The sequence below is a fragment of the Mesorhizobium sp. WSM4904 genome (assembly GCF_029674545.1).
GTDB lineage: Bacteria > Pseudomonadota > Alphaproteobacteria > Rhizobiales > Rhizobiaceae > Mesorhizobium.
The window spans coordinates 631,488-644,333 of sequence record NZ_CP121354.1; the positions used below are offsets into that span (position 1 = coordinate 631,488).

The 12,846-nt window shown below is 66.0% G+C and carries 12 protein-coding genes; all 12 read left to right on the top strand.

The annotated features are described in order from the left end of the window. Positions 1-60: 60 nt before the first annotated feature. The 12 genes from QAZ47_RS02935 to QAZ47_RS02990 all read left to right on the top strand — a co-directional run bounded on the left by QAZ47_RS02935 (position 61) and on the right by QAZ47_RS02990 (position 12,809). A complete protein-coding gene (locus QAZ47_RS02935) occupies positions 61-636 on the top strand; it encodes a YceI family protein (RefSeq protein WP_278232447.1) in 576 nt (191 codons plus the stop codon). 268 nt (positions 637-904) lie between these two features. Next, positions 905-1,891: a Gfo/Idh/MocA family oxidoreductase gene (locus QAZ47_RS02940; RefSeq protein ID WP_278232448.1), complete on the top strand. Its 987-nt coding sequence runs from the start codon at positions 905-907 to the stop codon at positions 1,889-1,891. A gap of 33 nt (positions 1,892-1,924) precedes the next feature. Continuing rightward, positions 1,925-3,583, top strand: a complete 1,659-nt coding sequence (locus QAZ47_RS02945) for an FAD-binding dehydrogenase (protein ID WP_278232449.1) — start codon at positions 1,925-1,927, stop codon at positions 3,581-3,583. Positions 3,584-3,856: 273 nt separating this feature from the next. Next, the gene (locus QAZ47_RS02950) at positions 3,857-4,171 is read left to right on the top strand and encodes a hypothetical protein (protein WP_278232450.1); all 315 of its coding nucleotides are present in this window, start codon (positions 3,857-3,859) and stop codon (positions 4,169-4,171) included. Between the two features lie 53 nt (positions 4,172-4,224). Then, the gene (locus QAZ47_RS02955) at positions 4,225-5,112 is read left to right on the top strand and encodes an RNA polymerase sigma factor (protein ID WP_278232451.1); all 888 of its coding nucleotides are present in this window, start codon (positions 4,225-4,227) and stop codon (positions 5,110-5,112) included. 224 nt (positions 5,113-5,336) lie between these two features. Beyond that, positions 5,337-5,642 (top strand): helix-turn-helix transcriptional regulator, encoded by a 306-nt coding sequence (locus tag QAZ47_RS02960; RefSeq protein ID WP_278077570.1) that lies wholly within the window; start codon positions 5,337-5,339, stop codon positions 5,640-5,642. Beyond that, on the top strand, positions 5,642-7,657 hold the full coding sequence (gene hyfB, locus QAZ47_RS02965; protein ID WP_278233761.1) for a hydrogenase 4 subunit B: 2,016 nt from the start codon (positions 5,642-5,644) through the stop codon (positions 7,655-7,657). The genes QAZ47_RS02960 and hyfB overlap by 1 nt, the downstream gene beginning before the upstream one ends. Further along, the gene (locus QAZ47_RS02970; RefSeq protein WP_278205496.1) at positions 7,648-8,604 is read left to right on the top strand and encodes an NADH-quinone oxidoreductase subunit H; all 957 of its coding nucleotides are present in this window, start codon (positions 7,648-7,650) and stop codon (positions 8,602-8,604) included. Before hyfB ends, QAZ47_RS02970 begins: the two co-directional genes overlap by 10 nt. Continuing rightward, positions 8,604-9,266 carry a hydrogenase-4 component E gene (locus QAZ47_RS02975; protein WP_278205497.1) on the top strand — a complete coding sequence of 221 codons (663 nt, stop codon included), beginning with the start codon at positions 8,604-8,606 and terminating at the stop codon, positions 9,264-9,266. Before QAZ47_RS02970 ends, QAZ47_RS02975 begins: the two co-directional genes overlap by 1 nt. Further along, positions 9,263-10,714, top strand: coding sequence for a hydrogenase 4 subunit F (locus QAZ47_RS02980; RefSeq protein WP_278232452.1), 1,452 nt, complete (start codon positions 9,263-9,265; stop codon positions 10,712-10,714). The genes QAZ47_RS02975 and QAZ47_RS02980 overlap by 4 nt, the downstream gene beginning before the upstream one ends. 19 nt (positions 10,715-10,733) lie before the next feature. Then, the gene (locus tag QAZ47_RS02985) at positions 10,734-12,257 is read left to right on the top strand and encodes an NADH-quinone oxidoreductase subunit C (RefSeq protein WP_278233762.1); all 1,524 of its coding nucleotides are present in this window, start codon (positions 10,734-10,736) and stop codon (positions 12,255-12,257) included. 12 nt (positions 12,258-12,269) lie between these two features. Then, complete coding sequence (locus QAZ47_RS02990) at positions 12,270-12,809, top strand: NADH-quinone oxidoreductase subunit B family protein (RefSeq protein WP_278232453.1); 540 nt, start codon at positions 12,270-12,272, stop codon at positions 12,807-12,809. Positions 12,810-12,846 lie beyond the last annotated feature (37 nt).

A 12,846-nucleotide genomic window follows, 5' to 3' on the forward strand; every position in this document is an offset into this window, starting at 1 on the left:
CGCCCGTTCGTTGGTGGCGGGAAGACAGCAATGCGCTGGCTCAGGATAGGATACATCTCCATGCATACGCGCATCCTCGGATTGGCGGCTGTCGCCGCTTGCCTTGCCATGCCCGTCTACGCGGCAGTGGCGCTCAGCGAGGCCGCCGGCAGCTACACGATCAGCCCGTCGGCCTCCTCGATCCGCTTCACCATCGGCAAGGCCGGCGGCGGCGGCTTCGACGGCGCTTTCGGCCGCTTCAAGGGCACGATCCGCATCGACAACAGCGATGTCAGCCGCTCGAAGGTCGACCTCACCATCTATCCCGAAAGCGTCGGCACCGGCCAGGGCCGCATCGACGCCTTCCTGCGCTCCGACGCGGTCTTCGACGCGGCCAACAGCCCGGAGATCCAGTTCCGCTCCACAAACGTGACACGCACCGGCGACACGACGGCCCTGGTCACCGGCCGTCTGACAGCCCGCGGCAAGACGTTTTCGGAAAAGTTCACCGCCGAGCTGGGTGGATTGAAGTCAGGGACCATCAAATTCCACGTTACCGGCAAGGTGCTGCGCTCACGCTACGGCATGGATGTCGGCACGCCGCTCTATTCCAACATCGTCGACTTCGACATGACGCTGACCGGCAGAAGGGGCTAGTTCCAAACCTCGCCTCCTCGGGTTCGTCATCCTAGGGCGAAGCAAGGCGCGAAGCGACGCGCGTAGACCCTAGGATCCATTCCTTGACGCTAAGGTGTTGCAACGGTTACATAATTCTGCACCGCTGCACTTTACGTCATAGGTTACGGAATGGATCCTCGGGTCAAGCCCGCGGATGACGAAGGCGCCTTGTGACCCGGCTCACGCATTGGCTTTTCTCCAGAATTGGGGCACACCTCCATCGACGTAACCGAGATGGAGAAGCACAATGTTCCGATGGGGTGTTCTGTCGACGGCCAAGATCGGCCGCGAGCAGCTTTTGCCGGCGATCGTGGACTCGGAAAACGGCGTGCTCTCGGCGATCGCAAGCCGCGATCTGTCGAAGGCCCGCGCGCTTGCCGACCGCTTCGGCGCCCGCCATGCTTTCGGCTCCTATGAGGAATTGCTCGCTTCCAAGGAGGTCGACGGCGTCTATATCCCACTGCCCACCTCGCAGCATGTCGAGTGGACGGCGAAGGCGATCCAAGCGGGAAAACATGTGCTGGTCGAAAAGCCCCTGGCGCTCGACGCCAAGGACATTCCGCTGCTGATCAAGCTGCGCGATGAGAACAAGGTGCTGGTCTGCGAGGCCTTCATGGTCACCTACCATCCGCAATGGATCAAGGTGCGCGACCTCATCGCCGGCGGCGCCATCGGCCGGCTGCGCCATGTGCAGGGCGCGTTTTCCTACTATAATGTCGACCCGAAGAATATGCGCAACCAGCTCGATCTCGGCGGCGGCGCACTGCCCGATATCGGCGTCTATCCGACGGTGTCGACGCGGTTTTCGACCGGCAAGGAGCCGATCCGCGTTCAGGCCAATATCGAGCGCGACAAGACTTTCGGCACCGACATCTATTCCTCGATCCGCGCCGATTTCGGCGACTTCGAACTGTCCTTCTACCTCTCGACGCAGATGGCGGCGCGCCAGGTGATGGTGTTCCACGGCGAAAAGGGTTTCATCGAGGTCTTTGCCCCGTTCAATGCCGGGCTCTACGACCACCACCGCATCGAATTGCACAACCAGAACCACACCGAGGCGCAGGTGTTCCGCTTCCCCGGCACGCAGCAATACCGGCTCGAGTGCGAAGCCTTCGTGCGCGCCGCCCAAGGCGGCAAGGACCGCGTCTTCACGCTGGAGGAATCGGTGCTCAACCAGAAGGTCATCGACGCCATCTTCCGCGCCGGCAACAAGGACGGCTGGGAGCCAGTCTGAGAGCTCGCCAAAGGACGGCTGGGGGGAGAAAATATGGCTGACGACGCGGACGTCATCATTGTCGGCGCGGGGCTTGCCGGCCTCGTCGCCGCAGCCGAGCAGGCCGAGGCCGGCAGGAAGATCATAATCGTCGACCAGGAGCCGCAGCAGTCGCTGGGCGGCCAGGCTTTCTGGTCGTTCGGCGGGCTTTTCCTGGTCGATTCGCCCGAGCAGCGGCGCATGCGCATCCGCGATTCCCACGACCTCGCGCTCGAGGACTGGATGGGCACCGCCGCCTTCGACCGGCCGGAGGATTTCTGGCCGCGCAAATGGGCGGAAGCCTATGTCGGCTTCGCCGCCGGAGAAAAACGCTCCTGGCTGATCGAGCGGGGCTTAAAATTCTTCCCCGTGGTCGGCTGGGCCGAGCGCGGCGGCGGCAATGCCGTCGGCCACGGCAATTCGGTGCCGCGCTTCCACGTCACCTGGGGCACCGGACCCGGCGTGATCGAACCTTTCGTCCTGCGGGTGCGCGAAGCGGAAAAGCGCGGGCTGGTCCGGTTCAAGTTCCGCCACCGGGTCAACGAGATCGTCCGCTCCGGCAACACCGTCACCGGCGTGCGCGGCGACGTGCTGGAGCCAAGCAATGTCGACCGCGGCCGCAAGAGCTCACGCAACGTCGTCGGCGATTTCGAGCTCCTGGCACAAGCGGTGATCGTCGCTTCCGGCGGCATCGGCGGCAGTCACGAGCTGGTGCGCAGGAACTGGCCGCAGCGCTTGGGCGCGCCGCCGAAGCGCATGATCACCGGCGTGCCGGACCATGTCGACGGCCGCATGCTGGCGATCGCAGAAGCGGCGGGTGGTTCGATCATCAACCGCGACCGCATGTGGCACTATGTCGAAGGCATCAAGAACTGGGCGCCGATCTGGACCGAGCACGCGATCCGCATCCTGCCAGGCCCGTCCTCGCTCTGGCTCGACGCGCGTGGAAAACGGCTGCCGGTACCGCTCTATCCGGGCTTCGATACGCTGGCCACGCTCAGCCACATCATGGGCACCGGCTTCGACTATTCCTGGTTCATCCTGACCAAGAAGATCATCCAGAAGGAGTTCGCGCTGTCGGGCTCCGAGCAGAACCCCGACCTCACGGGAAAAAGCTGGCGCCAAGTGCTGGGCCGCGCCACTAGCGGCATTCCGGGACCGGTGAAAGCCTTCATGGAGAAGGGCGAGGATTTCATCGTCGAGGCCGAGCTGCCTAAACTGGTGGCGCGGATGAACGCGCTTGCCGGCGGCGAACCGCTGCTCGATGTGGCGCAGGTCGAACGCGAGATCCGCGCCCGCGACATGCAGCTCGACAACCCGTTCTCCAAGGATGCGCAAATCACCGCGCTGCGCGGCGCCCGCGCCTATCTCGGCGACAGGCTGATCCGCACCGCCAAGCCGCACAAGATGCTCGATCCGGCGAATGGTCCGCTGATCGCAGTCCGCCTCAACGTGCTCACCCGCAAGACGCTGGGCGGTCTGCAGACCGATCTCGACAGCCGCGTGCTCGATGCCGCCGGACAGCCGGTGCCGGGGCTCTATGCCGTCGGCGAGGTCGCCGGTTTCGGCGGCGGCGGCGTGCATGGCTACGCGGCGCTGGAAGGCACTTTTCTGGGCGGCTGCATCTTTTCCGGCCGCAGCGCAGGAAGGGCCGCGGCGAAGGCGGTCGTGTAAGCGATAATCTCCCCCCTTGAGGGGGAGATGGCCGGCAGGCCAGAGGGGGTCGCCTCACATAGATCGCCAACGTTATCTCGTCGTGAAAGCGTCGGCGCTCCACGCGCGGCGACCCCCTCTGTCGCCTCTGGCGACATCTCCCCCTCAAGGGGGGAGATTTGGCGGTGCGATGGTTACCCCGGCTCGAGCCTTCAAAAGATCTTTCGTGCCTGCGAGAATCCTTTCGCCCATGCCGATCGTCTTCCTCCTACAACCCGCGAACAGGAGACGACCATGAACTACAACCTCATCCGCTACGGCGTGAAGGACGCCAGTGTCGCCGAGAACCGGATGCTGGTGGCAAAGGTGTTCGAGGCGCTGGATGAAACCGAGCCTCAGTCAGTGCGCTACCTCGAACTGGAGAATGGCGAGTTCGTCCATATCGTCGGCTACGAAGAAGACAGTTCGGCGCTGACCGGGCTCGACGCTTTCAAGGCCTTCGGCGCGGATCACGCCGCGCGGCGCTCGACACCGCTTGTCAGGTCGGTCGCGAAGATCGTCGGCAATTATCATATGCTGGACAACGCCGACGAGGCGGTCCCGACCTGACAAGGGCGCGAAGCGGCCGGACAGGACAGGCCGGCGATGCGAGAGTGAGGCGAATGAGCACAGCGAAATTCGACCGCGCGGCGCTTGAAGCTATGCTTGTCGACCTGCGGCCGAAATTGCACCGCTATGCCGCACGCATGGCTGGCTCGGCGGTCGAGGGCGAGGACATCGTGCAGGAGGCGGTGGTGAAGGCACTTGGTGCTCACGATGGCGGCGCCACGGTCGAGCGTCCAGAGCAGTGGCTGTTCCGCATCGCCCATAATGCGGCGCAGGATCATCTGCGCCGCCGCCAGCGGGAGCGCTTGCGCATGACCGAAGCCGACATGACCGAGATAGAAGACCTCTCCGCCAGCGCGGAGACGCGGCTCGCGGCGGCGGCGAGCCTGCGCAGCTTCATGCAGCTTACGCCGGCGCAGCGCAGCGCGGTGATCCTGGTCGATGTGCTCGGCCTCAGCCTGTATGAGACCTGCGAGGTGACGGGCGCGACGCTCGCCGCCACCAAGGCGGCACTGCATCGCGGCCGGGCGGAGCTGAAGACGCTGGCAGCGGCACCGGATGACGTGCCTTTGCCGAAGCTCGATCCGGATGAAGAGCGGCGGCTGCGCCGCTACATCGACCTGTTCAACGCGCGCGACTTCGACGCCGTCAGGGCGCTGATCGCCCAAGACATCGAGCTCGAGGTCGTGAACCGCACCCGGCTCAGCGGCAAGAAACAGGCCTCGACCTATTTCGGCAATTACGACCGCGTCAGCGACTGGGCGCTGTCGCTCGGCTTCGTCGACGGCCAGCCGGCGATCCTGATCCGCAACCCGCAGGCGGACGATGCGGTGCGCGGTTTCGTGCTGATCGACTGGCGCGGCGACGAGGCCGTTCGCATCCGCGATTTCCGCTATGCGTCGTACTGTGTTGCCGACGCGGATATCCGTGCGATCGACGGCTAATCACCTTCGCGCGAACAGTAAAGCGTTCGTCCCGCGAATGCGTTGCCTCTGCCGGCATAGGCGGCATGAAGAACGCTAAGGAGGCGGCCCTGGCCTCATAAGACGCGAGCGGGTGGATTACCATCAACATAGATGTCTGAAGCATCAATCATTGACGCTGAAACCCTTTTATGTATGCTGCAGCACGGAGACCTCATATTTCAAACTGAGCAAGAGGGTCGCCGGTGATAACCGCACCGCAATTGCGCGCCGCCAGATCGCTGCTCGGCATCGATCAGCGCCGGCTTGCCGAATTGTCCGGCCTGTCGGTGCCGACGATCCAGCGCATGGAAGCCAGCGGCTCGATCATCCGGGGCAACGTCGATTCACTGATGAAGCTGATCGCGGCGCTCGAGGTGGCCGGCATCGAACTGATCGGCGAAGGCGCGGTCAGCCAGAGCGGCGGACGCGGCGTGCGGCTGAAGGCCGGGGTCGACCCGGCCAGGGCGCCAGACGCCGACGCGATCGATCTCGGCGGGAGCCTGCCGTGATTTCGACAGTCGCGCTTCTGTTGTGCGGCCCCGCCGCGCTTCTGGCGACGGCCGTCCTGGCCGGAGCCGCCAGCCGGCGCGCTTCGGCGACGCGTCTGGTCTATGGCGTTGCGCTCGCCATCTCGGCCGCGTTGCTGGCAATCGTCGCCGGCCATCTCGCGGGCAGCCCCGGCGAGGCGTCCGCCATAACCTTGCCGCTCGGCCTGCCGTGGACCGGCGCCCGATTCCGCCTCGACGGCCTGTCGGCCTTCTTTCTCGTCGTCGTCAACCTGGGCGGCGGCATCACCAGCCTCTACGGTTTCGGCTACGGCCAGCACGAATCCCAGCCGCATCGCGTGCTGCCGTTCTATCCGGCCTTCCTTGCCGGCATGAACCTCGTCGTGCTCGCCAACGACGCCTTCAGCTTCCTGTTGTCTTGGGAATTCATGTCGCTCGCCTCCTGGGCGCTGGTCATGGCGCACCATCGCGACGACGCCAACCGGCGGGCCGGCTACATCTATCTGGTCATGGCAAGCTTCGGCACGCTGGCGCTGCTGCTTGCCTTCGGCCTGCTCGCCGGACCGGCGGGAACCTATGCGTTCGACGCGATGCGGACGGCGCAGCCCGGCCGGTTCGCCGCCGGCGCGGTGCTCGCCCTCATGCTGCTCGGCGCCGGCTCCAAGGCCGGCCTCGTGCCGCTGCACGCCTGGCTGCCGCTTGCCCATCCGGCGGCACCGAGCCACGTCTCGGCGCTGATGAGCGGCATCATGACCAAGGTCGCCATCTACGGTTTCATCCGCGTGGTGTTCGATCTGCTCGGCGCACCGGCATGGTGGTCCGGCGTCGTCGTGCTCCTGCTTGGCGGCACGACGGCGGTCCTGGGTATCCTCTACGCGCTGATGGAAAAGGACCTCAAGCGGCTGCTCGCCTACTCGACGATCGAGAATATCGGCGTCATCTTCGCCAGCCTCGGCCTTGCGCTTGCCTTCAAGGCGAACGCCATGCCGTCGGCCGCGGCGCTGGCCTTCACCGCGGCGCTGTTCCACGTGCTGAACCATTCCTTCTTCAAGAGCCTGCTTTTCTTCGGCGCCGGCGCCGTGCTCTCGGCGAGCGGCGAGCGCGACATGGAGAAGCTCGGCGGCCTCATCCATCGCATGCCGGTGACCAGCTTCGTCTTCCTCGTCGGCTGCGTCTCGATCTCGGCGCTGCCGCCCTTCAACGGCTTCGCATCCGAATGGCTGGCCTTCCAGGCCATATTGCAGAGCCCCGAGCTGCCGCAATGGGGGCTGAAGGTCATCGTGCCCGCCGTCGGCGGCATGCTGGCGCTTGCGGCCGCACTTGCCGCGGCCTGCTTCGTCAAGGCATTCGGCATCACCTTCCTTGGCAGGGCGCGATCGGCAGCGGTGGAACGAGCGCATGAGGTCGACCGCTGGTCGCTGGCGGCGATGGTCGTGCTCGCGGCCTTGTGCCTGCTCGCCGGCATCCTGCCCGGTTTCGTCATCGACAGCCTGTCGCCGGTTGCGCTTTCGCTCATCGGCGACCGCATGCCGGTTCAGACGGCGCAGCCCTGGCTGTCGATCGTGCCGATCGCCGAGAGCCGCAGTTCCTACAACGGCCTGCTGGTGTTCGTCTTCATCACCATCTCGGCCTCGCTCGCGGCCTTCTTCATTCACCGCTTCGCCTCGCACGCGCTGCGCAGAGGCCCGGCATGGGGATGCGGCTTCGCGGAAGCGACGCCTGCCGCGCAATATACCGCCGTCAGCTTCGCGCAGCCCATTCGCCGGGTCTTCGGCAGCTTCGCGTTCCGCGCCCGGGAGGCGGTGGACATGCCGGCGCCGGGCTCCCTCGAACCGGCTCGCCTCGAGGTGGATTTCCACGATGTGGTCTGGGAGACGTTCTACCAGCCGATCGCCGGCGCGGTCGATTTCGCCACCGAGCGGCTGAACTACCTGCAGTTCCTGACGATCCGCCGCTATCTGACGCTGGTCTTCCTCTACCTCGTCATCCTGCTCCTGGTGCTTGCGCTATGGCCATGATCTTCCAGCTGGCCGTCCAGGGCGCGCAGATGCTTCTGGTGCTTTTGCTGGCGCCGCTGCTGATCGGTTTCGTGCGCAAGGTGAAGGCAAGGCTGCTGAGGCGGCAGGGACCGTCCCTGATCCAGCCCTATCGCGACCTGGTCAGGCTGATGCGCAAGGAGGTCGTGCTGGCCGACAACGCGTCCTGGCTGTTCCGCGTCACGCCCTATCTGATCTTTGCCGCCACCTGGGTCGCGGCGGCGCTGGTTCCGACATTCGCCGCCGGCCTCCAGTTCAGCTGGACCGCCGACCTCATCGTCATCGTGGCGCTGCTCGGCAGCGCGCGCTTCTTCCAGGCGCTTGCCGGCATGGACGTCGGCACAAGCTTCGGCGGCATCGGCGCCAGCCGCGAGGTGATGATCGCCTCGCTGGCCGAGCCCGCCATGCTGCTCATCGTGTTCAGCCTGGCGCTGGTCGCCGGCGCCACGCAGCTTTCGACGGTCGCAGCCTTCATGAGCTCGCCCGAGGTCGGGTTGCGGGTGTCGCTCGGCATGTCGGCGATAGCCCTGGTGATGGTGGCGATCGCCGAGAACGCGCGCATCCCGGTCGACAATCCGGCCACGCATCTGGAGCTCACCATGGTGCACGAGGCGATGATCCTGGAATATTCCGGCCGCCATCTGGCGATGATCGAACTCGCCACCTTCCTCAAGCTCGTGCTCTACGTGTCGCTGATCTCCTGCGTCTTCCTGCCGTGGGGGCTGGCGAGCGCCGGGGCGGGGCCGAAAGCACTGGCCATCGGCGCCGCCACCTATCTCGCCAAGCTTGCGGCGCTTGCCATCCTGCTGGCCGTGTTCGAGACCGCGGTCGCCAAGATGCGCGTCTTCCGCGTGCCGGACTTCCTGGGCGCGGCGCTGATGCTGGCGCTGCTCGGCACGCTCTTGCTGTTCGTCTCGCGGAGCCTGTGATGAACGGTCTCACCTTCGACATCGCCCATCTGCTCGCCGGCAGCCTGGTGCTGGTCTCCTTCATGATGCTCTACCAGGACCGCCTGTTCGCGCTGATCAACGTCTTTGCCCTGCACGCGGTCGTGCTTGCTCTGTCGGTGGCCTGGCAGGCCTACATCCAGGAGGCGCATCATCTCTACATCACCGCGGCAATAGCGCTGGTCTTCAAGGCGATCGTCATTCCCGTCGGGCTGCATCGCATCATCCAGAGGCTCGGCATCCATCGCGACATCGAGACCGCCGTCGGCATCGGCCCGACCATGCTCGCAGGCATTGGGCTGGTGACGCTCTCCATGGTGCTGATGCTGAGGGTGACGCCCGAAGCCGACCCGCTTGCCCGAGAGGATCTCGCCTTCGCGCTGTCGATCATATTGCTGGGGCTCCTGGTGATGGTCACCCGGCGCAACGCCGTGAGCCAGGTCGTCGGCTTCATGTCGCTGGAAAACGGCCTGGTGCTGGCCGCCACCGGCGCCAAGGGCATGCCGCTGGTCGTCGAGATCAGCGTCGCCTTCTCGATCCTGATCGCCTTCATCGTCATCGGCGTCTTCCTGTTCCGCATCCGCGAGCGGTTCGATTCGGTCGATGTCGGCGCGCTCGACGACTACCGCGGAGAGCGCCAGTGACGGCCCTCTCCTTCGATGCCGTGGCCGCGATCCTTTTCGTCCCCGCAGGTGCCGCGGCCATTCTGGCGGCATTGCCGAACCACAAGATGACGGCGGTTGTGAACGTCATCGCCAGCCTGCTGACCTTGCTCGCCGCGCTGTCGCTGTTCGTCACCGACCGGCCGGCGCCGGGACAATATCTGCTGGTCGACGACCTCAACATCGTCTTCATCGTCCTCAACACGTTCGTCGGCTTCACCACCAGCGTGTTCAGCGCCTCCTATATCGCGCATGAGCTGGAGACCGGCCGGCTGACCGCGCCGAACCTCCGGTTCTACCACGCGATGTACCAGATCATGATGTTCGGCATGAACCTGGCCTTCGTGTCGAACAATATCGGCCTGATGTGGGTCGCGGTGGAGCTCGCCACGCTGACCACCGTGCTGATGGTCGGCATCTACCGCACCCATGAGGCACTGGAGGCGGCCTGGAAGTATTTCATCCTCGGCAGCGTCGGCATCGCGCTCGCTCTCTTCGGCACCATTCTCGTCTACATGGCCGCCCAGCCGGTTGTCGGCGCGGGCACCAACGCCATGGTCTGGTCGGTGCTGATCGACAAGGCGGCGCATTTCGACCCGGCCCTGCTCAGCGTCGCCTTCATCTTCCTGCTGCTCGGCTACGGCACCAAGGTCGGGCTCGCGCCCCTGCATGCCTGGCTGCCCGACGCGCATGCCGAAGGCCCGACGCCGATCTCGGCGGTGCTGTCGGGGCTGCTGCTCAACGTCGCGCTCTACGCGGTGCTGCGCTTCAAGCTCTTGCTCGCCGCCAGCCCGGAGGCGATCGGCCCGGGACCGCTGATGGCCACGATGGGACTAACCTCGCTGATCTTCGCGGCCTTCATGCTCTACCGCCGCCGCGACATCAAACGCCTGTTCGCCTATTCCTCGATCGAGCATATGGGCATCATCGTCTTCGCCTTCGGCATGGGCGGCCCGCTCGCCAACTTCGCCGGCCTGCTGCACATGGTCATGCACAGCCTGACCAAGTCGGCGATCTTCTTCGCCGTCGGCCATATCGCGCAAGTCAAGGGCACGCAGAAGATCTCCGAGATAAGGGGGTTGACGGAAAGCCATCCCGGGCTTGGCTGGGCGCTGGTCATTGGCGTCGTGGCAATAGCCGGCCTGCCGCCGCTCGGCATCTTCATGAGTGAATTCCTGGTCGTCAGCTCGACTTTCGCCAGGTATCCGTGGCTGGCGATCCCGCTGGTGTTCGGGCTGCTCATCGCCTTCGGCGCGTTGCTTTTACGGCTGACCGGAGTCGCCTTCGGCGAGCCGCGCGGCGGCACGGCGCCGGTCGAGGCATCCTACGTGCCGATGTATTCGCACCTTGCTTTGGTGTTTGCCGCCGGCATCTATCTGCCGGCGCCGCTGGTCGCATGGTTCCAGCATGTCGCCGGTATCCTGGGGTGATGCCATGAGCAGGAAAAACATGCCCGGGCTCAGTGATCTCGTCGAGACCGGCCGCCCGGTCGAGCGTCACGCCCCTTGGCGCCGTGCCAAGGTGGCCCCGAAGGTCTGGAACCTTGCCGTCGAACAGCTCGCCGCGCGCCGCTGGAGCCTGCTCGGCCTGTGGGGGGAGCCGGAAAGAGTGCACATGGCGCTTCTCGACGAAGAGCGGAACGTCGGCGTGATCAGCCTGGACTGCCGCGGCGGCCGCTACCCATCGGTCGGCCAGTACCATCCGCCGGCGCTACGGCTGGAGCGCGCCGCGGCGGATCTCTTCGGGCTGGCGCCGCAGGGCCTCCCCGACACCCGCCGCTGGCTCGACCATGGCCAGTGGGGCATCAGCCATCCGCTCGCGGCACAGCCCGGCGAGCGGTCTGCCGCGTCCTCCTACCGGTTCCTCACGGCGGAGGGCGAGAGTCTCCACCAGATCGCGGTCGGGCCGGTGCATGCCGGCATCATCGAACCCGGACATTTCCGCTTCACGGCAAGCGGCGAAACCGTGGTGCGGCTGGAGGAGCGGCTGGGCTATGTGCACAAGGGCATCGAAGGCCTGATGGCGGGCGCGCCGATCGATCGCGCGGCAAAACTCGCGGGTCGGACGTCGGGCGACAGCACGGTCGCCTACTCGCTTGCCTTTGCCCGCGCCGTGGAAGCGGCGCTCGGCGTCGCCGTGCCGCCCCGCGCAGTCTGGCTGCGCGCCCTGATGGCCGAGCTGGAGCGCCTTGCCAATCACCTCGGTGACATCGGCGCCATCTGCAATGACGCCGCCTTCGCGCTGATGCACGCGCATTGCGGTGTGCTGCGCGAACGCGTGCTGCGCGCCGCCGACGCGGCCTTCGGCCACCGCCTGATGCGCGACCGCATCGTGCCCGGCGGCGTGACAGGCGATCTCAACGAGGCCGGGACGAGCGCCATCCGGTCGCTGGTCGCGGAGATCAGGCAGCGCTTTCCGCATCTGGTCGAGCTCTACGACAACACAGCCTCGCTGCAGGACCGCACGGTGACGACCGGCCGGCTCAAGGTCGAGCTTGCCCGGCAATATGCGGCCGGCGGCTATGTTGGGCGGGCGTCGGGCCGCGATTTCGATGCGCGACGCAATCTTGCCTACGCGCCCTACGACCAGCTCGCCTTCGACGTGCCGGTGCTGCAGGAGGGCGACGTCAACGCCCGCGTCTGGATCCGCGTGCGGGAGGTCGAGCAGAGCCTGTCGCTCGTCGAGCAGATTCTGGGGCGGTTGCCAGCCGGCCCGACCCGCGCCGAGGTCGCCGCGGCGGACGATGCCGCGGACGGCCCGCGCGAGGGCATGGCGCTGGTCGAGGGTTTTCGCGGCGACATCCTGGCCTGGCTGCGCATTGGCGAGGACAACACCATCGAGCGCTGCCACCTGCGCGATCCCTCATGGTTCCAGTGGCCGCTCCTGGAAGTAGCGATCGAAGGCAACATCGTCGCCGACTTCCCGATCTGCAACAAATCGTTCAACTGCTCCTATTCCGGCCATGATCTCTGAAGGCCTGCCGTCATGCGCAAGCTCCTGTTCGAAAGCCTGATCCGCCCGCCATTGACGGAACGCTCGCCACAGGTGAGCGACGCGGCGGTCGACGAGCTGGCGCGCGCCCTCGACGGTGCCGCCCGCAAGCGGCTGGGCCGGAGCCTGTCCATCCGCGCCGTCGATGCCGGCTCCTGCAATGGGTGCGAGCTCGAGATGCACGCGCTCAACAATGCCTTTTACGACATCGAGCGCTTCGGCTTCCGCTTCGTCGCATCGCCCCGCCATGCCGATGTGCTTCTAGTCACCGGGCCGGTCACCAAAAACATGCGCGAGGCATTGAAGCGGACCTGGGACGCGACGCCCAACCCGAAATGGGTGGTCGCGCTCGGCGACTGCGCAAAAGACGGCGGCTGCTTCGCCGGCAGCTATGCGGTCGTCGGCGGCGTGTCGGACGTGGTGCCGGTCGACCTGCACATTCCAGGCTGCCCGCCGCGGCCGATCGAGATCCTCAAGGGATTGATCGCGCTGCTCGACGGCGCGAACCGAAAGGGTGGCGCTTCCCAGGGCTGAGTCCAGCGCCGCCGTTTCTCCCGCCCGCCGTGGCCCG

Excerpts from the sequence above, each read along its gene's own strand:
- QAZ47_RS02935 (WP_278232447.1), top strand. The coding sequence starts at position 61 with ATGCATACGCGCATCCTCGGATTGGCGGCTGTCGCCGCTTGCCTTGCC.
- QAZ47_RS02940 (WP_278232448.1), top strand. The coding sequence starts at position 905 with ATGTTCCGATGGGGTGTTCTGTCGACGGCCAAGATCGGCCGCGAGCAG.
- QAZ47_RS02945 (WP_278232449.1), top strand. The coding sequence starts at position 1,925 with ATGGCTGACGACGCGGACGTCATCATTGTCGGCGCGGGGCTTGCCGGC.
- QAZ47_RS02950 (WP_278232450.1), top strand. The coding sequence starts at position 3,857 with ATGAACTACAACCTCATCCGCTACGGCGTGAAGGACGCCAGTGTCGCC.
- QAZ47_RS02955 (WP_278232451.1), top strand. The coding sequence starts at position 4,225 with ATGAGCACAGCGAAATTCGACCGCGCGGCGCTTGAAGCTATGCTTGTC.
- QAZ47_RS02970 (WP_278205496.1), top strand. The coding sequence starts at position 7,648 with ATGGCCATGATCTTCCAGCTGGCCGTCCAGGGCGCGCAGATGCTTCTG.
- QAZ47_RS02975 (WP_278205497.1), top strand. The coding sequence starts at position 8,604 with ATGAACGGTCTCACCTTCGACATCGCCCATCTGCTCGCCGGCAGCCTG.
- QAZ47_RS02985 (WP_278233762.1), top strand. The coding sequence starts at position 10,734 with ATGCCCGGGCTCAGTGATCTCGTCGAGACCGGCCGCCCGGTCGAGCGT.
- QAZ47_RS02990 (WP_278232453.1), top strand. The coding sequence starts at position 12,270 with ATGCGCAAGCTCCTGTTCGAAAGCCTGATCCGCCCGCCATTGACGGAA.